The organism is Actinospineispora eucalypti, assembly GCF_039543365.1.
In the GTDB taxonomy this organism is placed as follows: Bacteria; Actinomycetota; Actinomycetes; order Mycobacteriales; family Pseudonocardiaceae; genus Pseudonocardia; species Pseudonocardia eucalypti.
Window position 1 is genome coordinate 219,948 of the sequence record NZ_BAABJP010000008.1, and the last position, 23,552, is coordinate 243,499.

Below are 23,552 nucleotides of genomic sequence, written 5' to 3' on the forward strand. Positions count from 1 at the left end.
TCAGGGCTGCCAGGTGCGCAGCCAGACGGTGTGGGCCGACCGGCGCAGCGTTGCCAGGGCTTCCTCGGGCAGCGCCGCGTCGGTGTCGGTGAGCACGTAGCCGTGGTCACCGCTGGTGGACAGCGACTGGCCCACCACGTTGACCCCGGTCTCGGCGACCGTCCGGTTGATGTCGGCCAGCACCCCCGGCACGCTGGTGTGCAGGTAGGCCATCCGGAACGTGCCCGGGGGCCGGGGCAGCCCCACCTGGGGCAGGTTGACCGACAGCGCGGTGCTGCCGCCGTTGACGAACCCGAGCAGCTTGTTGGCGACGAAGTAGCCGATCTCCTCCTGCGCCTCCTGCGTCGAACCGCCCACGTGCGGGGTGAGGATCACGTTGTCCAGCCCGCGCAGCGGCGAGTCGAAGGGGTCGCCCTGGGCCTTCGGCTCGATCGGGAACACGTCCATCGCGGCGCCGGCCAGGTGGCCGGACAGGATGTGCTCGCGCAGCGCCAGCTCGTCCACGACCATGCCCCGGGACGCGTTGATGAAGATCGCTCGCGGCTTCATCTTGGCGAACTGCTCCGCGCCGAACAGCCCCGCGTTGCCCGGCCGGCCGTCCACGTGGATGCTCACCACGTCCGACTCGGCCAGCAGCTCGTCCAGCGAGCCGACCCGCTTCGCGTTGCCGTGGGCCAGCCGGTCGGCGGTGTCGTAGAAGATCACCCGCATGCCGAAGGCCTCGGCGACGTTGGACAGCTGGGTGCCGATGTTGCCGTAGCCGAGGATGCCGAGGGTGCGCCCCCGCACCTCGTGGCTGCCCTTGGCCGACTTGTCCCAGATCCCCTCGTGCATGCGCTGCGTCTTCTCCGGCAGCCGCCGGGCCAACGCGATGATCTCGCCGAGCACCAGCTCGACCACGCTGCGGGTGTTGGAGAACGGCGCGTTGAACACGGCCTGTCCCCGCTCCGCCGCGTCGGTCAGGTGGACCTGGTTGGTGCCGATGCAGAAGCATCCCAGCGCCAGCAGATCCTTGCCCGCATCGAGCACCCGAGGGGTCACCCTGGTGTTCGAGCGGATGCCGAGCAGCGTGACCCCCGGCAGCTCCTCGATCAGCTCGTCCTCGCTCAACGAGCCCTTGCGCAGATCGACGTCGCAGCCGGCGCGGCGGAACAGCTCCGTCGCGACCGGGTGGATGCCTTCCGTCAGAAGTACCTTCACACGACCAACTTAGTCGGCGAAGGTGGGCGCGGGCACGTCCTCCACCTCGACCACCCTCGGGGTGGACGCCCGGTTGACGTACAGGCGCAGCACGTCGGGCCGCGAGTAGTGGCCGACCGGGTCGGCCGCCGACTTGGCGATGGCGATCAGCGAGAAGTCCAGGTCGGCGACGACCAGGCCCTCCTCGTCCTCGGCCAGCTCATCCCCGAGCGGGGTGCCCTCCGGCCCGAAGATGCGCGCGAATCCCCCGCCCTGGGCCAGGAGCTGCCGCTTCGCCTCGGTGTCGCAGAACAGCTCCTGCCCGGCCGGTCCGACCGTCGCGCAGGACGCCACCACGAAGCACTGCCCCTCCACCGCGTACACCAGGCTCGCGGCGGTGTTGACCTCCGGTCCCAGTGCCCTGGCCCCGCCCCGGTAGAGGGAGAAGCTCGGCCACGCGGCCGCGTGGATCTGCTCGCCGAAGCTGAACAGCGCGTACTTGACCAGTGGCTGGAGGTGCTCCCAGCAGTTCAGCCCACCCACCCGGCCGAGCTCCGTCTCGAACACCCGCAGGTCGCTGCCGTCGCCCTCGCCGAACACCGACCGCTCGACGTGCGTCGGCTTCAGCTTGCGGCGCACTCCCAGCACCTCGCCGGTGTCGGAGAGGAAGGCCTGCGCCATGTACAGGCTGCCGCCGGCCCGTTCGGAGAAGCCGAGCACCACGTGCACGCCGTGCTCGGCGGCCGAGGCGGCGATCCGGCGCAGCTCGGCGCCGTCCCTGGTCATCGAGTTCTCCGCGTACCCGGGCACGAACCGCATGCCGGCCGCCGGCGCGTCCAGCCAGATCCACCACGGGTAGCCGGGCAGGAAGGTCTCGGGGAACACCACCAGCCGGGCGCCCCGCGCGGCGGCCTGCCCGATCAGCTCGATCACCTGACGCACGCCGGCGTCCAGGTCCAGCCACTTCGGCTCGGCCTGCACCGCCGCCACCCGCACCACCTTCGCCATGCGGAGATTCTGGGGCCGTCCCGGGCCGGGGACTGACGTTTCGCGCCAGGGCTACTGACGGTTCGTGCCTCGGTACGCCCCCGGCGTCGTGCCGGTGACCGCGCGGAAGGCCCGGTGCAGCTGCGCCTCACCGCCGAACCCGGACTCGTGGGCGACCGTCGACAGCAGCCGCCCGGGGTGGGCGCGCAGCAGTTCCTTGGCCCGGCGCACGCGGTGCCGCCGGACCAGCTCGGTGAACCCCTCGCCGCCCTCGGCCAGCACCCGGAACAGCGTGCGGCGGGAGATCCCGCAGGCGGTGGCCACCCGGTTCACGTCCAGGTCCGCCTCCCGCGCGTGCGCGGCGACGAACCGGTGGACGCGTTCCCTCAGGTGGGCCGAGCCGGCGGCGGCCGACCAGCTGCCCGAGCCCTCGGCCAGCCGCAGCGCGCCGTCCACCAGCCCGACCGCGTGCGGCACCAGCACGGCGGCCGCCGCCGGGTGAGTCCGCCGCAACCGGTGCAGGCCGAGCAGGAAGTCGGCCACCACCCCGCCCGGACCGTGGGGGGCCAGGCCGACCGCCGTCGCCCCGCCCAGCACGCCCACCGGCAGCATCGCCCTCGGCACCTGCACGATGAGCTGGCGGAACGGCGCGTCGAACTCCAGCGTGTAGGGCACGGTGCTGTCGTAGAAGGTCATCGTGCCCACCGACTGGCGGGCCAGCCGCCCGGCCTGCCGCACCGACCCGGTGCCGGCCAGCTGGATGCTGACCAGCACCACCTCCTCGCGGCTGGCCGCGATCAGCCGGCGGGTCCGGTCCACCCGCTGCCCCCGCGAGCTGACCACGGAGAAGCACAGGTCGTCCAGCGAGTCGTGCTCGATGCTGCCGGCGAACCGGCGGGTGTCCAGCGCCCGGGCCTCCAGCTGCACGAACTCCGCGCAGATCAGGTCGCTCCAGTAGCCGAACGCATCCTCGGGCGGTACCCCGTCCGTGGTCATGACGGTCGTCGGCTCGAGCGCCATGACCGGCAGCATAGGCCGGTTCAGTCGCCGGCGCGGCCGCCGTAGGTGGCGATCTTGTACTCGGTGGCGGCCAGGGAGAGGGTCAGCTCCTTGATCTGGCGGCGGATGGTGTCGCGGTGTTCCAGCAGCATGTCCAGCCGCTCGGGCACCGTCGCCTCGCCGTCGTCCACCAGCGCGATGTAGTGCTGCAGGTCGCGCATCGCCATCCCGGACAGCCGCATCCGGGTCAGGAAGACCAGCCGGCGCACGGTCTCCGGCCGGTAGAGCCGGTGACCGCTGCTGTCCCGGTCGACCTCGACCAGGCCGACCCGCTCGTAGTAGCGCAGAGTGTGCGGCGAGATGTCCAGCAGGTCGGCCACCTCGGCGATGTTCATCGGGCCGGTGTCGTCGCCGGTGTCCACCAGCCGGTGGATCACCTCGACCGACATCGGCCCGTCGACCTCGCCCAGTGCCGCGAGCGCCTTGGCCATCAGGTCTTCGGTAGCCACGGAACCCAGCCTAGACGGGCCGGACCGAGGCGGGGACCCCGGCGAAGTCCGTTCCGCGCGCGGCTTCCTCCCACTGGTCCAGTTCCTCGAGGCCGCGGCGGTAGGCGTTCCCGATCCGCTGGACCGCCTCGGCGCCCAGTGGCAGCCGCAGCGGCACCCGCTCGGCGTGGGCCAGCGACACGATCAGCTCGGCCGCCTTCACCGGGTCGCCCTCCTGGATGCCGTCGGCGCCGGCCAGGTCGGCCCGGACCGCCGCCAGGATGTCGGCGTAGTCGGACCGCGAGGCCGCGAACCGGAGCGTCCCGGGCGCGTTGAACGAGGTCCGGAACCGGCTGGGTTCCACGATCATCACCCGCACCCCGAACGGCGCCACCTCCCCGGCCAGCGCCTCCGACCACCCCTCCAGGGCGAACTTGCCGGCCGAGTAGGTTCCCACGCCGGGGAAGGACAGCCGCCCGCCCTGGCTGCTCATCTGCACGATGGTGCCGGCGCGCTGCGCGCGCATGACCGGCAGCGCGGCCCGGACCAGCGCCGCCGGCCCGAACAGGTGCAGGTCCATGGACTCGCGCAGGTCGGCCTCGCTGACCTCCTCGGCCGCCCCGATGTAGCCCCGGCCGGCGTTGTTGACCAGTACGTCGACCCGGCCGAACCGGTCGACCGAGGCGCGGACCAGCTCTTGCGCCCGCGCGGTGTCCGCCGCGTCGAACTCGACGGCCGCGAACCGCTCCGGGTGCGCGCCGGCCAGGTCGGCCACCGACTCCGGGTTGCGGACGGCCGCCACCACGTTGTCGCCGCCGGCCAGGGCGAATTCGGCGATGGCCCGGCCGAAGCCGCGGGAAGCGCCGGTGATGATCCAGGTGAGAGAAGTTGTCATGGCCGCAACGCTAGAAATTTGAGCGCGCTCAAACGCAAGCCCGACCGCGAAGAAAAAGGGGCCGGGTGGGTGCCGATCTAAGGATCGGCTTGGACGGCGCGGGACGTTCCGCGCCCTGGTTACGGACCGTGGTCGGCTGATGGCGGCCCGACCGGCCCGCTTTCGTCGAGCACTCGTTCAGGAGCCAAGCCGGCCATCACGGTCCGTAACAGAAGTGCCCGCCCGCGCCCGAACCAAACGCAACCGGCCGCACCCGAGCCACGGGAGGCTACCCAGCCGCGCCGTCCAAGCTGATTTCAAACCGTCGCGCACCCACCTGAAGATCCACATCAACCTCAGCGCCCTTTCCGGCTTCTTGGAGGGCCGTGAGGTTGATGTCGACCAAGCAAGGGGAGTTGGTTAAGCCGCGTGTGGAGGCGTCTCTTTGCGTCAGCGCGGGGTGCGGGAGCCCTCGTAGGCGCCGGTCAGCCACATCTCGTGCAGGCGTCGCAGGTGGTGTTCCATCTCGGCCACCGCCTGGTCCGCGTCCCGCCGGCGCAGGTGGCCGAGCAGCCGGGCTCGGGAGCGCAGGGTGACGTCGTCGGTGGCCGGCCCGGCCGCGATCCCGATCTCCCGCACCACCTCGGTGAGCGACCTCATCAGGATGGACAGGATGGGGTTGCCGGTGGCCTGGGCGAGCAGGTTGTGGAACTCGATGTGTACCACCGCCTTGCGCTCCCAGTCGCCCTGGGCGGAGAGCTTGCCGGCCTGCTCGACGTTGTCGTGCAGCGCCTGGAGGTGCTCCTCGGTCATCCGCTCGCAGGCCACCCGGACGATCATCGACTCCACCCACAGCCGCGCCTCGGTGAGGTCGGACAGGGAGATCGCGGTGAGCTGGATCGCGTCGGACAGCCCGTTGGCCAGCACCCCGGGGTCGGGTTTGGCGATGAACGCGCCGCCGGTGGCACCCTTGCGCAGCGTGATCAGGCCGGAGATCTCCAGCATGCGCAGCGCCTCGCGCACCGTGTTCCGGCTGACCTGGAACTGCTCGGACAGCGCCCGCTCGGACGGCAACCGGTCGCCGGGGCGCAGCTCGCCGCTGCGCAGCATCGCCCGGATCTGGCCGATGATCACGTCGAAGGCGCGCTGCGACCGCACCGGTTCGAACACCGGGTCGGTCATGCCGGTCTCTCCTTCACGAAGTCGCGCAGCTCGTGGCGCGCGATGATGTTCTTCTGGATCTCGTTGGTGCCCTCGTAGATGGTCAGGATGCGCGCATCCCTGGCATAGCGTTCCACCGGGTGGTCACGCATGTACCCGTGACCGCCGAGCATCTGCAGCGCATCGTAGGTGACCTGCTGGGCCACGTCGGTGGCGAACAGCTTGGCCATCGAGGACAGCCGGGTGAGTTCCCGGTGGTCCGCCCCTCCGGCGTGCTCGAGCGCGCACCGGTAGACCAGGCTGCGGGCCGCCTCGATGCGGGTGGCGGCCCGCGCGATCATCCACTGGATGCCCTGGTAGTCGGTGACCAGGTGGCCACCGGTGCGCCGGCCGGCGCCGTAGCGGACGGCGTAGTCCAGCGCGCACTGGGCGCCGCCGACGGCCAGCGCGGCCACCGTGGGGCGGTTGAGGTGCAGGCCGCGCAGCGCGGCGCTGAAACCCCGGCCCTCGTCGCCCACCCGCATGTGGTCGGGCACCCGCAGCCCGTCGAGGAAGATCTCGTTGTTGGGCACCCCGCGCTGGCCCATCTTGTCGTTCTCCCGGGCCACCACCCACCCCGGCTGGTCGGTGTCGGCCAGGAAGGCGGTGACCCCGGCGGCCCTCGGCCGGTCGTTGGTGCGGGCGAACACCAGCGCGTACCGGGCCACCCGGCCCCAGGTGATGAACTGCTTCGACCCGTTGATCACCCAGTCGGAGCCGTCCCGGACCGCCCGGGTGGTGAGCAGCGCCGGATCGGACCCGACGTCGCTCTCGGTGAGCGCGATGCAGGTCAGCGTGCGGCCCTCGGCCAACTCGGGCAGGACCTGCCGTTTCAGCTCCTCGCCGGCGCTGTCCAGCAGGCCCTGCACCACGATCCCGGTCTGCCCGGCCAGCTGGGCCAGCGCCATCGACCCGGCCCGGGCGACCTCCTCGCGGGCGATGCAGGTGGCGATCAGGTCGGCACCCGGGCCGCCGTACTCCTCGGGCACCGCCAGCTGCAGCAGCCCCATGTCGCCGAACACCTCGACCAGGTGCTCCGGGAACCGGTCGGTGCGGTCCAGCTCGTCGGCGATCGGCGCGACCCGTTCCGCGGCCATCCGGCGGACCGAGTCGCGGAAGTCCTCGTGTTCGGCGCTCAGCATGCGTCGCTCCTGTTCCGGTGTCCGAAGGCGCCGGCCGCGTGCCACCGGCGCACCCGGTCCGGCGAGGCGTCGAGCAGTTCGGTGAGCACGTCCGGGCCGTGCTCCCCCAGGCCGGGCACCCAGTCCGAGCCCGCCACGGGTGCGGCGGAGAGCCGGAACGGCGGGTTGGGCATGAGGAACGGCCCGGCCCCGTCCCGGGCGGTGGCCAGCGCCTCCCGGTGGGCCAGCTGCGGGTCGGCCAGCACTTCCGGCACCTCGCGGTACCGGGCGCAGGCCACGCCGGCGGCCAGCAGCGTGCGTTCACAGTCGGCCGCGGTGCGCGCCGAGGTCCAGGCCTCCACCAGCGACATCAGCTCGTCCCAGTGGTGTTCGCGCTCGGCCGGCGTGGTGAACCGGGGGTCGTCGCCCCACTCCGGGTGGCCGAGCGCCTCCACCAGCCGCTGGTAGTTGCGCTGGTTGACCGGGGCGGCCATGACGAAGCCGTCGGTGGTGCGCAGCGGCCGGTACAGCGGCCGGCGCCGCCGGCCGGGGAACTGGGCGTGCTGCACCTCGAACACCTGCAGCGCGAGCATGGTCTCCAGCAGCGACAGGTCGATCGCCTGGCCCCGGCCGGTGCGGTGCCGGTGCAGCAACGCCGCCTGGATCGCGCCGAAGGCGTACACCGCGCCGAACACGTCGGCGATGAACAGCCCGGTGGCGGCCGGCCGGTCCGCGCCGTCCTGATAACCGAGGTGGGTCAGGTCGAACCCGCTGTCGGCGTGGATGGCCGGCGCGTAGGCCGGCCGCTGCGCGGACGGGCCGGTCTGCCCGTAGCCGGATATCGCGCAGTAGACCAGGCCGGCGTTGGCCTCGGACAGCGCCGGGTAGTCCAGCCCGAGCCGGCGCATCACCCCGGGGCGGAAGTTCTCCACCACCACGTCGGCCAGCCCGGCGAGGCGCACCGCGAGGTCCCGGCCCACCGGGTTCTTCAGGTCCAGCACGATCGACCGCTTACCCCGGTTGAGCTGGCCGAAGTACGTGCTGTGCGGGCCGTTCGGACCCTCCCGCAGGGGCGGCCGCACCCGCAGGTGGTCGCCGTCCGGGGACTCGACCTTGATGACCTCCGCGCCCAGGTCGGCCAGCAGCCGGGTGCACATCGGCCCGGCCATCGTCGTGGTGAAGTCCAGCACCCGGACGCCGTCCAGGACCCCGCTCGCCACCCCCATCACCGGCCGGTGAACTCGGGGCGCCGCTTCTCCAGGAACGCGGTGACCGCCTCCCGGTGGTCAGCGGTGTGGAAGGTCGCCATCTCCAGCGCCATCGAGGTGTCGAAGACCAGGTTGACCTGCTGCTTCAGCCACTTGTTCACCGACAGCTTGGTCCACCGGATCGCCCAGGTGGGGCCGTCCGCCAGCTCGCGGGCGATCCGGGTGGCGGTGGGCACCACCTCGTCGGGCTCGACGACGTGGTTGACCAGGCCCAGCCGCTCGGCCTGCTCGCCGGTCAGCAGGGTGCCGAGCATCAGCATCTCCTTGGCCCGCGCCGGGCCGACCAGCAGCGGCCACAGCGCGGCGCCGCCGTCCCCGGCGACCAGGCCCACCTTGACGTGGGTGTCGGCGATCTTCGCGGCGCTCGACATGACCGTGATGTCGGTGCACAGCGCGATCGTGGCGCCGAGGCCCACGGCATGCCCGTTGAGCGCGCAGACCACGGGTTTGTCCAGGTCCAGCAGGTTGTAGATGATCCTTCTGGCGCCGCCCGGCTCGAACGGCTGCCCATCCGGGGCCACGTCCCCGCCGGGCCGCTCCAGCATCCCCCGGACGTTGCCGCCGACGCTGAACACGTCGCCGGCGCCGGTCAGCAGGACGGCGAAGACCTCCGGGTCCTCGGCCAGGTCCACCCACACCCGGGCCAGCTCCACGTGCATCGCGTGGTCGATCGCGTTCCGCTGGTCCGGCCGGTTCAGCACCACGGTGGCGAGCCGGTCGCTGACCCGCACCGACAACCTCGAGTACGCCGAGTAGTCAACCATCGAACACTCCTCATCGAGTATCAATGGTTCAACCATAGAAACGAATCCACCGATCCGCGAGGACCATGACAGATACGCATAACGTAATTGCCGAACACTTGCCATCCGCATAGCCGACCCGACCCCCGTCGGCGACCAGTGCAACGTCAACTCATCGTGAGAGACCCTTTACTGATGAGCTGCGTCTCTCAGGGTGAGCTCGGCGCAGGCGCCGGCAAGGCGCCGAGGCTCAGCAACCGCCCCCGATCGGGCCGGAGGTGTGGTGGAAGGCCGTAAAGAGCGGCTTGGACCGCGCGGCTGGGTGGTCTTCCGCAGCTGGTTACGGACCGTGGTTGATTTGGGGCGGTAGGCGCGGCCCGTCTCCACCGAACGCTGGCGCAGCCCGGTCTTCCCCATGATCGAACCGGACTGGGCGCGCACTCGGCGAGCAACGGTGGCAAGGACTAGTTCAAGGCCAAGCGGGCCATCACGGTGCGTAGCGAACGCACGCGGCGCCACCGGCCAGCCTCATCAGACCCGCTTGGCCCGCATCAGCACCTCGTGGGTCCAAGCCGGTTCCTCCTCGGTGGAGCGGTCGCTGGTCCAGGTGAAGGCGTCGGGGGTGATGTCGCGGAACCGCCAGCGCCAGGTGGGCTCGATCCCCTCGTCGCTGATGAGTTCGATCCCCCCGTCCACCGGCCGACCGATGAACCGGCGCACCCGGTTGTTCGGCGGGTCGATCCAGGTGGACCGCCACGCGCCCAGGTCGGGGTCGTAGAAGCGGATGGTCGTGCCGTGGAAGCCCGGGGCCTTGCCCTCGCCGGGCTGGCCGCGGCCGGGGACGATCCACACGTCCTGCACCGCGCGGCCACCGAGCACCCAGCCGAACCGCAGCTCCCCGTACATCACGGAGAGTTGCGATCCGTCCGGTGCGTAGCGCACGCATTCCAGCTCCCACGAGCCGACGAACTGGCCGAACAGGGCGAGCTCGCCGGCCAGCTCCGGGTCCGGCCCTTCGTTGTGCAGGGCTCGCGGCAACGCGTTGTCGTCAAAGATGGCATCCATGCCGGCGAGCTTCGGGCCTCCCGTACGGTGAGGGTCCAGTCAGCTCGTGCGGAACACCGGCCAACACACCTCCGTGCGGTGCAGCCGCTCGTCGGCGGTGTCGGCCGTGGTGACCAGGTAGTGCTCCCGGATCGGGCCGTCCACGCCGAAGGCCCGCTCGGCGACGAAGGTGCCCAGCGCGCCGTAGGTCCGGTCGACCTGGGCCGACGGCCCCCGGTGCACGCTCACCGCCAGCTCCACGGCCGGCAGCTCGATCTCCTCGACCCGCCCGGTCGCCCGCACCGGGCCGGTGACCGGCACGAACGCGGTCATGCCGCCCGCGTCGGCGTGGAAGAAGTCGCTGAAGTACAGCGCCCCGTCCGGGCCCGCCCGGTGCGCGTGTACCGCGGCCGCGACCTCCCCCAGGGCGTCGGAGAGCCACTGCTCGGAGTCGTCCATCCGTACCCGGCCGGTGATGGCCAGCGCGCGCACCGCCGGGGTCGACCGGTACTCGACCTCGAGGGCCGGCGAGGGCTGCTCCAGCAGCACCCGCAGCGAGGTGACCGTGCTGTTGAGCTGCTCCAGGCGCCGCTCCATGCCTCGCAGGTGCTCGACGATCACCGCGTTCCGGCTGTCCAGGTCCGGGGCGCCCAGCACGGTGCGGACCGCGTCCAGCGGCATGTCCAAGTCGCGCAGCCGGCGGATCACCTGCGCGGTCGTCACCTGGGCCGGCCGGTAGAGCCGGTAACCGCTGGCCGGGTCGATCTCGGCCGGTTCGAGCAGGCCGATCTCGTGGTAGTGCCGGAGCGCCTTCACGCTGAGGTAGGTCATGCGGGAGAAGTCGCCGATGGTCAGCAGCACGTCCATGACGGGGATTCTGCGCCCTCCCCCTGGGGGAGTCTCAACGAGTTGACCCTCCGGTAGGGGCAGGGTCGAGCGTGGCGCCCGGAGGGGTTTTCCACGACCGAAGGAGTCAACGATGAGCGTCGAACTGTCCGCGATCACGGTGGACTGCGCGAACGCCGCCAAGCTGGCCGGGTTCTGGGCCGGCGTGCTCGGCCGGGGCGTCGACGACGGGGCCAGCGAGGAGTTCGCCTCGATCGGGGCCGACGGCGGCCCGGGCTGGGCGTTCACCCGGGTCCCCGAGCCGAAGGGGCCGAAGAACCGGGTGCACGCCGACTTCGCCGTTGCCGACCTGTCGGCCGAGGTGGAACGGGTGGTGGGGCTGGGTGCGGAGGTGCTGGCGGAGCGGGAGGAGGACGGCGCCCGCTGGACCACGCTGGCCGATCCCGAGGGCAACGAGTTCTGCCTGGTGGCCGCCTAGGACTCGAGGTCGGCGGTGGCGGCGAGGCTGCCGAGCAGGCGGACGGCCTGCGCGCTCGGGGATTCCGGCTCCGTGTGGTAGACGATCAGCTGCTGGCCCGGGGCGGACCGGACGTCGAACGCCTGCATGTGCAGGGTCAGCTCGCCGACCTGGTGGTGAACGAAGGTCTTGGTCTCGGCGTTCTTCCCCCGGGCGTCGTTGCGTGCCCAGATCCGGCGGAACTCGGGGCTGTGCTCCTCCAGCTCCAGCAGGATCTGGGCGACGCGCGGGTCGGCCAGGCGTTGGGCGGTGAGCAGGCGGAAACCCGCGACCGTGTTCACCGCCGCCGACTGCCAGTCGCGGTAGAAGCGGTGGGCAGCCGGGTCGAGGAAGACGTTGAGCAGCAGGTTGTCCGAGTGGCTGAACTCCTCGAACAGCGCCCGGCCGATGCGGTTGCGGGCCAGCACGTCGTAGGTGCCGCCGAGCACCAAGGCCGGTTGTTCGGGCCACGACTCGAGCAGGCGTAGCAGCTCGGGCGCGACCGCCTCCGGCGCCGGGATCGGCCGGGGGCGCGGCCCGAGCCCGGCCAGGCGGAACAAGTGCGCCCGGGCGTCCTCGTCCAGGCGCAGGGTCGAGCTGAGCGCCTCCAGCACCTGCACCGAGGGGCTCCGCTCCCGGCCCTGCTCCAGCCGCACGTAGTAGTCCACGCTCATCCCGGCGAGCAGCGCGACCTCCTCGCGCCGCAGACCGCTCACCCGGCGGTGGCTGACCGCCGGCAGGCCGACGTCCTCCGGGCCGACCCGGGACCGCCGGGCCCGCAGGAACTCTCCGAGTGCACTGGGCGCCACCCGCACAACTCTAGGCGCCGCCCCCCGGCCCAGGGTGGGTGCGGAACTCCCAGGAAGACCGCGTCCTGCCAGATCCCCGGCCGGCCCAGCACGGTGGTGGTGAACCCGAGAGAACCACTCAGGAGGGAACACCACATGCCCGACCAGGGGAAGATCGTCCTGGTTACCGGCGCGAGCAGCGGCATCGGCGAGGCCGTGGCCGCCCGGCTGGCCGCCGAAGGCCACCACGTGCTGGCCGGTGCGCGCCGCACCGACCGCCTCGACCGGCTCGCCGAGAAGGCACGCGGCGAGCCGGGCTCCATCGAGGCCGCCCGTCTCGACGTCACCGAGCGCGCCGGCTTCGAGGCCTTCGTCGCCCGCGCGCTGGACCGGCACGGCCGCATCGACGTACTGGTCAACAACGCCGGCGTGATGCCGCTGTCCCGGCTGGACGCCCTGCTGGTCGACCAGTGGGACCGGATGATCGACGTGAACGTCCGCGGCCTGCTGTACGGCATCGCCGCCGCCCTGCCGGTGTTCGTCCGGCAGGGGTGGGGGCACTTCGTCACCACGGCCAGCATCGGCGCCCACCAGGTCTCGCCCACCGCGGCGGTCTACTGCGGCACCAAGTACGCCGCCTGGGCGATCACCGAGGGCCTGCGCCAGGAGTCACCGCCGTCGGTCCGGGTCACCACCGTCTCCCCCGGCGTGGTGACCTCCGAGCTGGCCGCCACCATCACCGACCCGGGCGCGGCCGAGGCCATGCGCACCTACCGCGCCAACGCCATCGAACCGGATGCGGTCGCCCGCGCGGTCGCCTTCGCCCTCGCCCAACCCCCGGACGTCGACGTCAACGAGATCGTCGTCCGCCCCACCCGACAGCGCTGAAAGAGAGTTCACATGTCCACCCCCGCAAGCTGGGACCTCACCGGCCGGGTCGCCGTCGTCACCGGCGCCGCCCGCGGCATCGGGCACGCCACCGCGACGCTGCTGCGCGAACGCGGCGCCCGGCTGGTCGTCACCGACCGCTCCGACGCGGTCGAGAAGCTGGCCGCCGCCGACCCGGAGAGCGTGGCCGCCCTGGTCGGCGACGTCGCCGACGAGGAGCACGCCCGGGCCACCGCGCGGCTGGCGGTCGACCGGTTCGGCCGGCTCGACATCCTGGTCAACAACGCCGGCCGGACCCTGAACCGGACGGTCACTGAGACCAGCGCCGACGACTTCGACGCCATCCTGGCCACCAACGCGCGCGGCAACTTCCTGCAGGCCCGCGAGGCGTTCCGGGTCATGGAGGCCGCCGGTCGCGGAGCGATCATCTCGGTCGCGTCGATCTCGTCGGTGGTGGCCATCCCGACCCAGACCGCCTATGCCGCGTCCAAGGGCGCCATCGCCCAGATCACCCGGGTACTCGCCGTCGAGGGCGGCCCGAAGGGCATCCGGTCCAACGCCGTGCTGCCCGGGGTGATCGACACCGACATCATGGAGGGCGTCGTGGAGAACGGCCGCGAGATGCTCGCGTCCTACGGCGAGGCCCACCCGATCCGACGGATCGGCCGGCCGGAGGAGGTCGCCGAGGCGATCGCGTTCCTCGCCTCCGACGCCGCCGCGTTCATCACCGGGGCGCTGCTGCCGGTCGACGGCGGCTGGACCGCCCAATGACCCGCCGGGTAATTGCCAGCCACCCCCGACACGGGCGAGGCTGCCCCGATGAGTGATCGACAGAAGCCCGACGCGCTGGTCGCGTTGGCGGCCGGGCGGATCCTGCTCGGCGTGTGCGCGCTGGCCGCGCCGGGGCCGTTGGTGCGAGGATTCGGCCTGAGCAGCAGCCCGACGGTTGCCTACCTGACCCGGATCTACGGCGCGCGGGCTCTCGCGCTCGGCGTCGGCTACCTGGGTGAACCGGCGGAGGGCCGGCGGCGCTGGCACCGGATCGGGCTGGCCGTGGACACCTCGGACACCCTCACCGCGCTGGGTCACCTGGTTCGCCGGGACGCACCGCTGCGCGCCGTCGTCGCGCTCGGCGCGCTCACCGGCGGCTACGCCGCGGTCGGCGCCTTCCGCCTGCTCCGGGAGCGCGGCGAGGGCTAACTGGGCCTATCGTGTGGATCTTCCCTCCCGGCGTGGCCAGACTGGGCCGGTGAACGGCGTCTACCGGTTGACCTCGCTGGACCTCGACGGCCCCGACCACGAGCTGGATCCGCTCGGCGAGCTGGTCGGCGATGCCGAGCTGGTCGGGCTGGGTGAGTCGGTGCACACGTCCGGCGGCTTCTACCGGGCCAAACACCGGGTGTTCGCCTACCTGGTCCGCCGGCACGGGTTCCGCGCGCTGGCCATCGAGTCGAGCTGGCAGGACGCGGAACGGATCGGCCGGTACCTGGCCACCGGGGAGGGCGACCCGGCCGAGGTGACGGCACGCGGCCTCTACCCGGTGTGGGCGTGCGCCGAGATGGTCGGCCAGGTGCGCTGGATGCGGCGGTGGAACGTCGAGCACCCGGACGACCCGCTCAGCCTCTTCGGCTTCGACGTGCAGCAACCCGAGGAGGACCGGGATGCGCTGGTCGGCCGGGCCACGGAGCCGCCCGGTGTTCAGGCCCGGGAGGACGGGATGGCCGAGGCCCTGCGGGTGCTGAGAGAACACCGGGCCGGCGGGCGGAGGACGGTGGTCTGGGCCCACAACGGTCATCTCGCCCACGCCACCCACCGCGCCGGGTTGCGGGGCTACTGGATGGGCGCGGTCCGGGGGATGGGCACGCTGCTGCGCGAGGAACTGGGCGACCGCTACCGGGCGGTCGCCCTGACCGGCTCGCACGTCGCCACCCGCTGGCCCGGCAAGGACGTGGAGCCGAACGACGGGCGGGACACCCGTTCCCGCTCGTTCGACGCTCGCCTGCGCCGTTTCGGCAGCCCCTACGTGATCGTCGACCCGGCGGCCGCCGAGCCGGCGCGCGGGCTCTTCGGCCGGCCGCGCAAGGAGTGGTTCGGCCGGCCGGACCAGGTGCGCATCGCGGTGCGCGAGCAGTTCGCCGCCGTGCTCTACCTCGCCGAGTCGCCCGCCATGACACCACTCTGATCGGAGTGCGCTGGCCCTCGGCGCGCTGGAGGACGGCTCCCCGGCGGTTCGGCGAGCCGCGCGCCAAGCTGCCGGGCATCAGCCCCAAGGCGCTCACCCAGGCCCCGCGGCGCTGGGTGGAGGCCAACGTGGACCGCATCCCGGCGCTTTCCTGACTCGACACGCCGGGAAAGGCGTTTCGGCCGCTGGTCGGCCGGGTAGACCGTCAGCTCGCGGACGCGGTCGCATTCGGATCGTTGCCGTGCCGAAGCCCACTTCGTCATCCGGCGGTGGTGTGCTTGGCACGGGGGTCTGGGCGGCCCTCCGCACGTCGGGGGACGGAGAAGTCGGGGTGAGTCGGCCGAGGGTTCGACGCGCGCATCCGCGCGCCGGCACGATGCTGCCCGCCGTCGACCTGCGCCTCGGGTCCCGCCGGACCCCCCTGGGCTGGCTGCTCGGGCCGTTGCTGCTGGTCGTGGTGCTGATCGCCGAGCTGACCCTGTTGCGGGAACGGATCGGCCGGGACGTGGACCTGCTCCAGCAGGCGGCCCGCCCGGCGCCGGTCAGTGATCCGTCCGGCGGCGTGCCGGCGCCACCCGTGCCGGTGCTCGCGCCGCCCGCCACGGCGGCGATCGCCGACGTGGACCTGCGCGCCATGGGCCGGTGCGAGCCGGGCGCGCCCTGCCAGGTGCGGGTGCTGATCCGGCCGGCGGTGGCCGCGCCGATGGAGGTGCGCTGGACCTTCCGCGTGCTGGACCGGTGCACCGGGGCCGGCTGGGACTCCCCCGGAGGGTCGGCCAGGGTCACGGCGGGCGGCACCGGCGTGGCCGCGGTCAGCACCGTGGTGCTGCCGTCGGCCAAGGCACTTGCGGTAGTTGCCCTGGCCGGTGAGCCGGGCACCCCGGTCGCGGCCAGCGCGCCACTGCGCGTACCGAACCCCGGAACCTGCTAGGCGCCGAGGAGACACGGTCATGGGCTATCCGGTCGGAAAACGCGTTCCGGCTGGTTTGCCCCGAGAGCACCTGCGCGGCGGTGCCTTCGACCTGGTCGCGGTGGCCTCGGCGGTGGTGCTGGTCGGCCTGGGCGTCGCCAACCTCTACGCGGTGAGTGGCTTCGGCCTCGCGGCGCGCCAGGCCGTGGTTGCGCTGCTCGGGCTTGCGCTGCTCGGCTGGCTGTGGCGGTTCCGGGTCCGGCTGCTGGCCGCGCTGGGTTGGGCCTGCTACGCGGTGGCGATCTTCTTCCTGCTCGCGGTGCTGGTGGTGGGCAGCAGCGCGAAGGGCGCGACCCGGTGGATCGACCTCGGGGCGGTGTCCTTCCAGCCCTCCGAGCTGGTCAAGCTGGGCATGCTGCTGGTGGTCGCGTCCGCGTTGGGCTCGGCCGAGCCGTCCTGGCGGCGGTTCGCGCTGGCCGTGCCGCTGGCGTTGGCCCCGATCGCGCTGACCGTGGTGCAGCCGGACCTGAGCACGGCGGCCCTGCTCACCGCGCTGGCCGTGGTGATGCTGGTGCTCGGCCGGGTGCCGGGGCGGTTCCTGCTGTCCCTGGTCGGCGCGGGCGTGGTGGCCGCGCCGCTCGCGGTCGGCCTGCTGCGGCCGTACCAGCTGGAGCGGCTGGGCAGCTTCCTGGCCGGTTCGCACACCGACCCGGCCGGCGCCGGGTGGGCGGTGCAGCAGGCCCGCATCGCGCTCGGTTCGGCCGGGCTGCTCGGTCCCGGCCAGCCGCTCACCCACGTGCTGTCCCAGTACCTGCCCGAACGGGACACCGACCTCGCCGTGGCCAGCGTGGTGGAGCAGTTCGGGGTGGGGGCCGGCGCGGCGGTGGTGCTCGCCGCGCTGGTTCTGGTGTGGCGGCTGGCGCTGGCCACCCGGGCGACCCGGAACGCCCACGGCGCGCTGCTCGCCGGTGGACTGGCCGCGCTGATCGGGGTGGAGACGACGGTTTCGTTGGGCGGCAACCTGGGCCTGCTGCCGCTGGCCGGTGTGCCGTTCCCGCTGCTCAGCTACGGCGGTTCGGCGCTGCTCGTGCACCTCGCCGCGCTCGGTGTGGTGCTGGGGGTGCGCCGCGACGGGGTGCGCCGGCCGCTCTGGGCGGTGGGCAGCCGGCGCGCCCGGCGCCCCCGGATGGTGCGCGCGGTGGCCCTGGCCATCACGGTGCTGCTGCTCTCGTTCGGCCACTACGGCTGGCGGGTGCGGGCCACCGAGGGGCCGGAGCTGGCCGCCGCCGGGCAGCGGCAGATGACCCGTTGCTTCCCCATTCCGGCGCCCCGGGGGGCGATCACCGACCGGCACGGCGCGCCGCTCGCGGTGAGCGCCACCGACGGCATGCTGCGGGTGTTCGCGGTGCCCGCTCTGGTCCGCGAACAGCCGGGCGGTCCCGAGCGGCTGGCCGAGCTGACCGGACAGCCCGTGGACACGGTGCGCTCCGCGCTCTGGTCGGCGCCGCCGACCACCCTCGCCGTGCCGGTGGCCGACGTGCCGGCCGGTGCCGGGCCCGCGCTGGCCCGCACCGGGGTGATCCTGGTCGACCGGGCCCGCCGGGACTACCCCACCGGCATCCTGCTCGGCCCGGTGCTGGGCTACACCGGCCTGGCCACGCCCACCGAGATGCGCCGCTGGCCGGACCTGCCGCTGGGCCAGACGGTGGGGCGGGCCGGCCTGGAGCAGCAGTACGACGCGGTGCTGCGGGGTATCGACGGCGAGCAGTGCGTGTACGTGGACCCGCACGGCGTCCCGGTGGCCATGGGCTCGCACACCGAGCCGGTGGCCGGCGCCAACCTGCGGCTCGCGCTGGACCTCGGCCTGCAGCGGGTGCTGCACGACCGCCTGGTCGCCGCCATGCGCAGCCAGCCGGGCCGGATCGGCGCCGGGGTGGCGATGGACCCGCGCAACGGCCAGGTGCTGGCGCTGGCCAGCGTGCCCGGCTACGACAACCACATCTACGGCCCGCCGCTGGACGCGGGCGCGGTGCGGGCGGTGGCCGGCCAGCCGGGCAGCCCGATGCGCCAGCACGCGGCGCAGACCCCGGTGCCGCCCGGTTCCACCTTCAAGCTGGTCATCGCGGCCGCCAACCAGCTGTACCCGGTCTACCCGGCGGACCGGGTGATCCCCACCGGCGCCAGCTTCACCCTGGGCGGGCACACCTTCAACAACTGGAAGGGCATGGGCCCGATGGACCTGCGCCAGTCCCTGGCCTGGTCCAACGACGTGTACTTCTACAAGCTCGCGGTGGGCCTCGGGCCGGACAAGATGATCTCCACCGCGGACGCGCTCGGGGTCGGCCGGCCCACCGGGATCGACCTGCCCCACGAGTCACCCGGGTACCTGGGCACGCCGGCCTCGGTGCGGGCGAAGGGCGGTACCTGGTACGGGGGCTCGACGGTGATCCTGGGCATCGGCCAGGGCTACCTGACCACCACCCCGCTGCAGAACGCCCGGTGGACCGCCGCCGTGGCCACCGGGCAGCTGGTCACTCCCCGGCTGGGCCTGGCCACCGGCACCGACGAGTCGAACTACCTGCCACTGCCCGCGCCGCCGCCGACGGCGCTGCCGTTCGCCCACCTGCTCGGCCCGGTGCGCGACGGCATGCGCGCCGCGGTCACCGGCGGCACCGCCGGCCGGTTGGCCACCCTGCCGGCCCCGGTCGGCGCCAAGACCGGCACCGCGCAGGACGGCGCGCTGCCGGACCACCTCTACGACAACTGGATCTCCGTCGCCGCACCGCACGACGCGCCGAGCATCGTGCTGACCGCGATGGTGCAGGGCACCGGGACCGGCGAGAACAGTGCCACCGCCGTGGCCCGCGAGGCGCTCGACCACTACCTGGCACACCAGCGGGCAGAACCGTCCGGAAGGAGATAACGCAATGGAGTTCGGTATCGACCTGGGCACCGCGAACACCGTGGTGTGCGACGTCGAGCAGGGCATCCTGCTGCAGGAGCCCTCGGTCATGCTGATCCGGCCGGGGGCCGGGCGGCGGACCGAGGTGGTGGCCCTGGGCCGGGAGGCCTGCGAGCTGCTCGGCCGCACGCCGACCACGGTGAGCGTGATCCGGCCGGTGCACGACGGGGTGATCACCGACCTGGAGACCACGCGAACCTACCTGCGCATCCTGCTGCACCGGCTGGTCCCGCGCCGGTGGCAGCGCACCCGGGTGCGCGCGGTGCTCGGCTGCCCGGTGGGCATCACCGCGCTGGAACGGCGGGCGCTGTTGGAGGCGGCCGACGAGGCCGGCATCACCAAGGCCACCGCGCTGGACGAGCCGATCGCCGGCGCCATCGGCTGCGGCATCGACCCGCTGGAGCGCCGGGCCCACCTGGTGGTGGACGTCGGCGGCGGCACCGCCGAGGTGACCGCGTTCTGTTTCGGCGGCATCCTGGCCCACCGCTCCTGCCGGGTGGCCGGCGACGAGATGACCCTCGCCGTGGCCCACCACCTGCGAGAACACCACCAGATGCTGGTCGGCGAGCTGACCGCCGAGCAGGTCAAGATCGAGGCCGGGCTCGCGGACGAACCGGCGCTGGCCGTGCAGGGCCGGGACGCGGCGTCCGGCCGGCCGAGGGTGGCGAGCATCTCGCTGACCGAGGTGAACGAGGTGGTGCAGCCGGTCACCGACGCGATCATCCAGACCCTGTCGGCCTGCCTGGACGAGCTGCCTCCGCAGTCGGTCGGCGACGTGCTCGCCGAGGGCATCATGCTGTTCGGCGGGGGCGCGCTGGTGCGCGGGTTCGCCGGCTCCCTGGAGCGGGCGTTCGGTTTCCCGGTGAAGCTCAGCGACCGGCCGCTGACCTGTGTCGCCGAGGGGGCCGCCGCCAGCCTGCACGTCCCGGCGCTGCTCTCCGCCTACGGTCGCACCTGAGCGCCTCGACCGCCGAGCGGCCAGCTTCCGACGGTGTCGTAGTCCGAGCTCCGGCCGGGCCCCGCGCCCAGCCGGCTGCGCACCAGGAGCAGCTCCTCGGCGGTCCACGGCGAGCTGGTGAAGCCGTCCAGGGCGGCCGCGAGGGGCCGCAGGTCGGTCCCGCCGGCCGACCTGGCCAACGTCAGGTGCGGCCGGTAGGGCCGGGCGTCCGGTTTCAGCAGGCCGGCCCGGCGGGCCGCCGCCCGGACCGAGGCGGCCATCCGGCGCAGGTCCGGGATGTCCCCGTGCAGGCCCGCCCAGAGCACGCGGTGGCCGAACCGGCCGGCGCCGGCCACGGACAACGCCGGCGGCGCCGCGCGGGAGGCCACGCGGGCCAGACGGGTGGTGGGGTCGGCGCGCGCCGCGTCGTCGACCTCACCGAGAAAGGCGAGCGTCAGGTGCCACTGGTCCGGGCGCGCCCAGCGCACCGGGCCGGAGGTCGACTCGGCCAGCGGCCGGATGGCCGCGCGCAGCTGCTCGACCACCTCGGCCGGAGGGTTGAGGGCGACGAACAACCGCATCCCGGCATCATCCACGCAACATGCGCGCTCAGCGCAGCGAAGGATCCCCCGGGCCGAGGGTGAAACCGGCGAAGTCGGCGTACTGGTCGTCCGGGCTGGCCCAGGACTTGTCGCCGCCGCCGAAGAAGGTGGAGAAGAACAGCCCGTCGACATGGACGTCGGGCCGGTTGCGGAAGTTCAGCGTGGACGTGCTGAACACGCGCCGCCCGTCCACCCAGATGGTGAGCGTGCCGTTGGACCGCCCCGGGGTGTTGAGCACCACGCGCTGGGTGATCCGCTGCCAGCGTCCCGGGGCGAACCGCCAGGTCGCATGGCCCAGCGGGTCGCCGTAGCCGGACTTACCCGGCAGGTAGGCATTGACCTCACCGGCGCCGCCCTCGCGCCACATGAACCGGGTGGAGAAGCCGTCCGAGCGGTGCTGGCCGCCGCTGCCGGCGGAGCCGCCGTACAGCCCGGGCAGCTTGCCGCCCTTGACGAAGCGGAAACCCGGCTCGAACCGGATCAGGTAGGAGAGGCTCATCGTGTCGGCCGGGCTGCCCAACGGCAGGTAGACCTGCATGCCGCCGGGTTTCGCGCCCGAGCGGGCGGCTTCCGGGGACGCCGATCCCTCCGGGTAGGCCACCCGCAACGCCATTGCGCCGGGGGCCGAGGCGTCGGGCATCAGCCGGGCGTGCTCCAGGCCGAAGGAGCCCTGTTCGCGCCAGCGCAGGCCGTTGCCGAAGAAGCCGACCAGCCCGCCGGGATCCAGGGCCGCCGGGGCGTTCGCCGCCGGCCCGGTGCCGGGTAAGGCGGTGGGCGCGCCCGGTTCGGACGCGTCGGCCATGCCGGCCGGGGCGAGCCCGAGCAGCACGATCAGCCCGGCCAGCGCCGGGCGGGACAGGCCGAGCATCACCACTGTCGTTCCTCAGCTTCCCGGGCTCTATCGTGGAGGTGCAGGCCCCCGGTGCCTTCGGGGGCCTGCACCTACCTCGTTGGGTTAGGAGTTCCTCTAGTCGACGCCGTCGCCGCCCTCGCCGCCGCCACCGCCGACCGCGTTGCACTGGGCGTTCCCGCCGCCCTGGCCGATCACCCCGAGGGCCACGCCGATCGGAAGCACACAGTTGGCGTTGGCGTCGCCGCCGCCACCACCGTTGCCGCCGTCGTTGTCGTGGTAACCGTGGTGGCCGCCGGCCAGCGCGGTGCCGCTGAACAACGCCGCCATCCCGACCGCCAGGGCGCCCGTGATGAACGCGACGGCCGCCCGCTTGCCGAACCTGTGCACCATTCTTTTGCCTCCCTGGATAATGACCGCGACGCGTTTCGCCTCGGCCACTAATTTTCTTAGTCTCGGGACGATCACCATGTCCATACCGAATCCGTGGAAGGCGATAACAAAACCCCGTCGGGGTGAATCACTTTCGGGTGATCTGTCGACCAGGCGAGCTATTTGAGCCTATTTCACTACACACAGTAGTTGACATAGCCCGATCGTGGGCGCCCGAGGTCGCTCGTCACTACTACCCGTAGCATCTCTCTCCGTGGCCACCTAGGATGGCCACAAATTTGCAATAAGGGCACTAAATCTTACAAATGTGACCGCCCGCGACCTTTTCGAAACGGTCACGGATTTCCTGAAACATTAGTTTGGAGATTGACCCGGCGATTCGCCGGACTGATAGCTTCGCGCGTCGTCCGCGATCGCCTCCGGCGAGGCCAGCGGTTGGTCCGCGGAAAGCCTGATGCCGCGTTCGCGCAGCGTGTCGTCCAGTAGCAGCCAGATCCAGCGGGAGAGGCTCTCCGCCAGCTCCTCCTGGCGCACGCCGGCCGGCTGCTCCAACCAGCGGGTGGTGGCCGTCTCGACCAGGCCGACGATGCCGTAGGCGAGCGGCTCCGCCACCCCGCTCTCCACCCCGAAAGCGGTCAGGTAGGCCCCGAACAGCTGGGTCAGGTGGCCGCCAATGGTGTCCTTGATGTCCCGGATGGCGTCCCCTCCGGTGGCGGTCAGGGAGTGCCGACTCAGGTACAGATAGAGTTCGCGATGCTCGGTCAGCCAGCGCAGGTGGGTCTGCACGCCGGTGCCGATCACCTCGGATGGCGAGCCGTCCGGGTTCCACACCGGGGCCAGCTCCAGGGTGATCATCTCGGCGGCCCGCCACGCGATGGCGCGCTGCAGGTCGGTGGCCCCCGCGAAGTGCTTGTAGAGGCGCGTCCGCGCCACTCCAGCCTGCTCGGCGATCTGCTCGGTGGAGGTGTCCGCGCCATGCCGGGCGATGGCGATCAGCGCCGCATCGACGAACTCCGCGCGCCGGCGCTGGTGCTGTCCGGCCCACCTGGTCGACCGACCGTCCGACCGCCGGGATTCCTCCCTGCGTTCGTTCACTCCTTGAGGCTACCTCCGCTCGTAATAACGGGTACATCCTGTACCTTCAAGAACCCTTAAGGCAGTGCATTGAAGCGCTGGAATCGCGATTCGAAACTGTTCGGGTTGTCACGACCTCGTTGAAGGAGCGGACGCCGTGGCGGTACACACGAAGCGATACTCGACACGATCCATGCTGGTAGCGGCGCTGGCGGTGGCCGCGCTGGGGACCGGTTGCTCATCGGCGCAGGACGCCGCGCAGAGCGCCGGCAACCAGGCCAAGGACGCCGCGCAGAACGCGGCCGGCCAGGCTCAGCAGGGCGCGCAGAACGCCGCCGACCAGGCCAAGGACGCGGCCGGCCAGGCAGCGGGCGGGGTGGCGCAGCAGATCCAGGGGATCGTCCAGACCAACCCGGTCACCTTCACCACGCAGAGCGCCGAACTGTCCGAGCAGAACACCCAGACCCTGCAGCGGGTCGCCGCCGTGCTGAAGGCCAGCGGCGCCACGGTCACCGTGGACACGCACGCCGGATACCCCGAGGCGGACCGCTCTCAGCAGCTTTCCCAGCAGCGGGCGGACAATGTCGCCAAGGCGCTGACCGCGGCGGGCGTGGACGCGTCGAAGATCAAGACGAACCCGACGGGCAACACCACCGCCCAGGGTGACGAGGCGTTGAAGGTGCAGCTCAGCTCACCGTGACCGGACGGCCGCGCCTCGCCG

The 23,552-nt window shown here is 72.5% G+C and carries 26 protein-coding genes; 10 read left to right on the plus strand and 16 right to left on the minus strand.

What is annotated here, in order from left to right; genetic code table 11:
* The 11 genes from serA to ABEB12_RS12045 all read right to left on the minus strand — a co-directional run bounded on the left by serA (position 1) and on the right by ABEB12_RS12045 (position 10,770).
* Positions 1 to 1,200 (minus strand): phosphoglycerate dehydrogenase, encoded by a 1,200-nt coding sequence (gene serA / locus ABEB12_RS11995; protein WP_185061762.1) that lies wholly within the window; start codon positions 1,198 to 1,200, stop codon positions 1 to 3.
* Positions 1,201 to 1,209: 9 nt separating this feature from the next.
* Positions 1,210 to 2,187, minus strand: a complete 978-nt coding sequence (locus ABEB12_RS12000) for a nitrilase-related carbon-nitrogen hydrolase (RefSeq protein ID WP_185061761.1) — start codon at positions 2,185 to 2,187, stop codon at positions 1,210 to 1,212.
* Between the two features lie 51 nt (positions 2,188 to 2,238).
* Positions 2,239 to 3,186, minus strand: a complete 948-nt coding sequence (locus ABEB12_RS12005) for an AraC-like ligand-binding domain-containing protein (protein ID WP_185061760.1) — start codon at positions 3,184 to 3,186, stop codon at positions 2,239 to 2,241.
* A gap of 20 nt (positions 3,187 to 3,206) precedes the next feature.
* Positions 3,207 to 3,674 (minus strand): MerR family transcriptional regulator, encoded by a 468-nt coding sequence (locus ABEB12_RS12010; protein ID WP_185061759.1) that lies wholly within the window; start codon positions 3,672 to 3,674, stop codon positions 3,207 to 3,209.
* A gap of 10 nt (positions 3,675 to 3,684) precedes the next feature.
* Positions 3,685 to 4,548, minus strand: coding sequence for an SDR family NAD(P)-dependent oxidoreductase (locus ABEB12_RS12015; protein WP_185061758.1), 864 nt, complete (start codon positions 4,546 to 4,548; stop codon positions 3,685 to 3,687).
* A gap of 429 nt (positions 4,549 to 4,977) precedes the next feature.
* Complete coding sequence (locus ABEB12_RS12020) at positions 4,978 to 5,709, minus strand: GntR family transcriptional regulator (protein WP_185061757.1); 732 nt, start codon at positions 5,707 to 5,709, stop codon at positions 4,978 to 4,980.
* A complete protein-coding gene (locus tag ABEB12_RS12025; RefSeq protein WP_185061756.1) occupies positions 5,706 to 6,869 on the minus strand; it encodes an acyl-CoA dehydrogenase family protein in 1,164 nt (387 codons plus the stop codon). The genes ABEB12_RS12020 and ABEB12_RS12025 overlap by 4 nt, the downstream gene beginning before the upstream one ends.
* On the minus strand, positions 6,863 to 8,068 hold the full coding sequence (locus ABEB12_RS12030) for a CoA transferase (RefSeq protein ID WP_221498155.1): 1,206 nt from the start codon (positions 8,066 to 8,068) through the stop codon (positions 6,863 to 6,865). The genes ABEB12_RS12025 and ABEB12_RS12030 overlap by 7 nt, the downstream gene beginning before the upstream one ends.
* 5 nt (positions 8,069 to 8,073) lie before the next feature.
* Positions 8,074 to 8,880: an enoyl-CoA hydratase-related protein gene (locus tag ABEB12_RS12035; protein WP_185061754.1), complete on the minus strand. Its 807-nt coding sequence runs from the start codon at positions 8,878 to 8,880 to the stop codon at positions 8,074 to 8,076.
* A 510-nt stretch (positions 8,881 to 9,390) separates the two neighbouring features.
* Positions 9,391 to 9,924 (minus strand): hypothetical protein, encoded by a 534-nt coding sequence (locus ABEB12_RS12040; RefSeq protein WP_221498154.1) that lies wholly within the window; start codon positions 9,922 to 9,924, stop codon positions 9,391 to 9,393.
* A gap of 39 nt (positions 9,925 to 9,963) precedes the next feature.
* A complete protein-coding gene (locus ABEB12_RS12045; protein ID WP_185061753.1) occupies positions 9,964 to 10,770 on the minus strand; it encodes a MerR family transcriptional regulator in 807 nt (268 codons plus the stop codon).
* Between the two features lie 112 nt (positions 10,771 to 10,882).
* Here ABEB12_RS12045 and ABEB12_RS12050 point away from each other — a divergent pair, with 112 nt between their 5' ends.
* Positions 10,883 to 11,227, plus strand: coding sequence for a VOC family protein (locus ABEB12_RS12050; protein WP_185061752.1), 345 nt, complete (start codon positions 10,883 to 10,885; stop codon positions 11,225 to 11,227).
* On the opposite strand, the gene ABEB12_RS12055 is transcribed toward ABEB12_RS12050, so the two are convergent.
* On the minus strand, positions 11,224 to 12,054 hold the full coding sequence (locus ABEB12_RS12055) for an MmyB family transcriptional regulator (protein WP_185061751.1): 831 nt from the start codon (positions 12,052 to 12,054) through the stop codon (positions 11,224 to 11,226). The genes ABEB12_RS12050 and ABEB12_RS12055 overlap by 4 nt on opposite strands.
* Positions 12,055 to 12,189: 135 nt before the next feature.
* Between ABEB12_RS12055 and ABEB12_RS12060 the strand changes: the two genes are divergently transcribed.
* From ABEB12_RS12060 to mreB, 8 genes are all read left to right on the plus strand, one after another.
* On the plus strand, positions 12,190 to 12,921 hold the full coding sequence (locus tag ABEB12_RS12060) for an SDR family NAD(P)-dependent oxidoreductase (RefSeq protein WP_185061750.1): 732 nt from the start codon (positions 12,190 to 12,192) through the stop codon (positions 12,919 to 12,921).
* Between the two features lie 12 nt (positions 12,922 to 12,933).
* Positions 12,934 to 13,692: a glucose 1-dehydrogenase gene (locus ABEB12_RS12065; RefSeq protein ID WP_185061749.1), complete on the plus strand. Its 759-nt coding sequence runs from the start codon at positions 12,934 to 12,936 to the stop codon at positions 13,690 to 13,692.
* Positions 13,693 to 13,740: 48 nt separating this feature from the next.
* Positions 13,741 to 14,121, plus strand: coding sequence for a hypothetical protein (locus ABEB12_RS12070; protein WP_185061748.1), 381 nt, complete (start codon positions 13,741 to 13,743; stop codon positions 14,119 to 14,121).
* A gap of 49 nt (positions 14,122 to 14,170) precedes the next feature.
* The gene (locus ABEB12_RS12075) at positions 14,171 to 15,103 is read left to right on the plus strand and encodes an erythromycin esterase family protein (protein ID WP_185061747.1); all 933 of its coding nucleotides are present in this window, start codon (positions 14,171 to 14,173) and stop codon (positions 15,101 to 15,103) included.
* A 5-nt stretch (positions 15,104 to 15,108) separates the two neighbouring features.
* Entirely contained in the window at positions 15,109 to 15,258 is a 150-nt protein-coding gene (locus ABEB12_RS12080) for a hypothetical protein (protein WP_185061746.1), read from the plus strand.
* Positions 15,259 to 15,434: 176 nt separating this feature from the next.
* Positions 15,435 to 16,034: a hypothetical protein gene (locus tag ABEB12_RS12085; protein ID WP_185061745.1), complete on the plus strand. Its 600-nt coding sequence runs from the start codon at positions 15,435 to 15,437 to the stop codon at positions 16,032 to 16,034.
* A gap of 19 nt (positions 16,035 to 16,053) precedes the next feature.
* Positions 16,054 to 18,936: an FtsW/RodA/SpoVE family cell cycle protein gene (locus ABEB12_RS12090; RefSeq protein WP_185061744.1), complete on the plus strand. Its 2,883-nt coding sequence runs from the start codon at positions 16,054 to 16,056 to the stop codon at positions 18,934 to 18,936.
* A 4-nt stretch (positions 18,937 to 18,940) separates the two neighbouring features.
* Complete coding sequence (mreB, locus tag ABEB12_RS12095; protein ID WP_185061743.1) at positions 18,941 to 19,933, plus strand: rod shape-determining protein MreB; 993 nt, start codon at positions 18,941 to 18,943, stop codon at positions 19,931 to 19,933.
* On the opposite strand, the gene thpR is transcribed toward mreB, so the two are convergent.
* The 4 genes from thpR to ABEB12_RS12115 form a co-directional block, all read right to left on the minus strand.
* Complete coding sequence (gene thpR, locus ABEB12_RS12100; protein WP_185061742.1) at positions 19,918 to 20,493, minus strand: RNA 2',3'-cyclic phosphodiesterase; 576 nt, start codon at positions 20,491 to 20,493, stop codon at positions 19,918 to 19,920. The genes mreB and thpR overlap by 16 nt on opposite strands.
* A 28-nt stretch (positions 20,494 to 20,521) precedes the next feature.
* On the minus strand, positions 20,522 to 21,382 hold the full coding sequence (locus tag ABEB12_RS12105; RefSeq protein WP_185063001.1) for a polysaccharide lyase: 861 nt from the start codon (positions 21,380 to 21,382) through the stop codon (positions 20,522 to 20,524).
* A gap of 99 nt (positions 21,383 to 21,481) precedes the next feature.
* Entirely contained in the window at positions 21,482 to 21,757 is a 276-nt protein-coding gene (locus ABEB12_RS12110) for a hypothetical protein (RefSeq protein WP_185061741.1), read from the minus strand.
* A gap of 354 nt (positions 21,758 to 22,111) precedes the next feature.
* Positions 22,112 to 22,852, minus strand: coding sequence for a TetR family transcriptional regulator (locus tag ABEB12_RS12115; protein WP_185061740.1), 741 nt, complete (start codon positions 22,850 to 22,852; stop codon positions 22,112 to 22,114).
* Positions 22,853 to 22,988: 136 nt separating this feature from the next.
* Here ABEB12_RS12115 and ABEB12_RS12120 point away from each other — a divergent pair, with 136 nt between their 5' ends.
* Entirely contained in the window at positions 22,989 to 23,531 is a 543-nt protein-coding gene (locus tag ABEB12_RS12120) for an OmpA family protein (protein WP_185061739.1), read from the plus strand.
* Positions 23,532 to 23,552: the final 21 nt, after the last annotated feature.

Coding starts and splice junctions, on each gene's coding strand:
- ABEB12_RS12025 (WP_185061756.1), bottom strand. CDS start 6,869: ATGCTGAGCGCCGAACACGAGGACTTCCGCGACTCGGTCCGCCGGATG.
- ABEB12_RS12050 (WP_185061752.1), top strand. CDS start 10,883: ATGAGCGTCGAACTGTCCGCGATCACGGTGGACTGCGCGAACGCCGCC.
- ABEB12_RS12090 (WP_185061744.1), top strand. CDS start 16,054: ATGGGCTATCCGGTCGGAAAACGCGTTCCGGCTGGTTTGCCCCGAGAG.
- thpR (WP_185061742.1), bottom strand. CDS start 20,493: ATGCGGTTGTTCGTCGCCCTCAACCCTCCGGCCGAGGTGGTCGAGCAG.
- ABEB12_RS12060 (WP_185061750.1), top strand. CDS start 12,190: ATGCCCGACCAGGGGAAGATCGTCCTGGTTACCGGCGCGAGCAGCGGC.
- ABEB12_RS12020 (WP_185061757.1), bottom strand. CDS start 5,709: ATGACCGACCCGGTGTTCGAACCGGTGCGGTCGCAGCGCGCCTTCGAC.
- ABEB12_RS12065 (WP_185061749.1), top strand. CDS start 12,934: ATGTCCACCCCCGCAAGCTGGGACCTCACCGGCCGGGTCGCCGTCGTC.
- ABEB12_RS12045 (WP_185061753.1), bottom strand. CDS start 10,770: ATGGACGTGCTGCTGACCATCGGCGACTTCTCCCGCATGACCTACCTC.
- ABEB12_RS12110 (WP_185061741.1), bottom strand. CDS start 21,757: ATGGTGCACAGGTTCGGCAAGCGGGCGGCCGTCGCGTTCATCACGGGC.
- ABEB12_RS12000 (WP_185061761.1), bottom strand. CDS start 2,187: ATGGCGAAGGTGGTGCGGGTGGCGGCGGTGCAGGCCGAGCCGAAGTGG.
- ABEB12_RS12105 (WP_185063001.1), bottom strand. CDS start 21,382: ATGCTCGGCCTGTCCCGCCCGGCGCTGGCCGGGCTGATCGTGCTGCTC.
- ABEB12_RS12015 (WP_185061758.1), bottom strand. CDS start 4,548: ATGACAACTTCTCTCACCTGGATCATCACCGGCGCTTCCCGCGGCTTC.
- ABEB12_RS12035 (WP_185061754.1), bottom strand. CDS start 8,880: ATGGTTGACTACTCGGCGTACTCGAGGTTGTCGGTGCGGGTCAGCGAC.
- ABEB12_RS12070 (WP_185061748.1), top strand. CDS start 13,741: ATGAGTGATCGACAGAAGCCCGACGCGCTGGTCGCGTTGGCGGCCGGG.
- ABEB12_RS12005 (WP_185061760.1), bottom strand. CDS start 3,186: ATGGCGCTCGAGCCGACGACCGTCATGACCACGGACGGGGTACCGCCC.
- ABEB12_RS12040 (WP_221498154.1), bottom strand. CDS start 9,924: ATGGATGCCATCTTTGACGACAACGCGTTGCCGCGAGCCCTGCACAAC.
- mreB (WP_185061743.1), top strand. CDS start 18,941: ATGGAGTTCGGTATCGACCTGGGCACCGCGAACACCGTGGTGTGCGAC.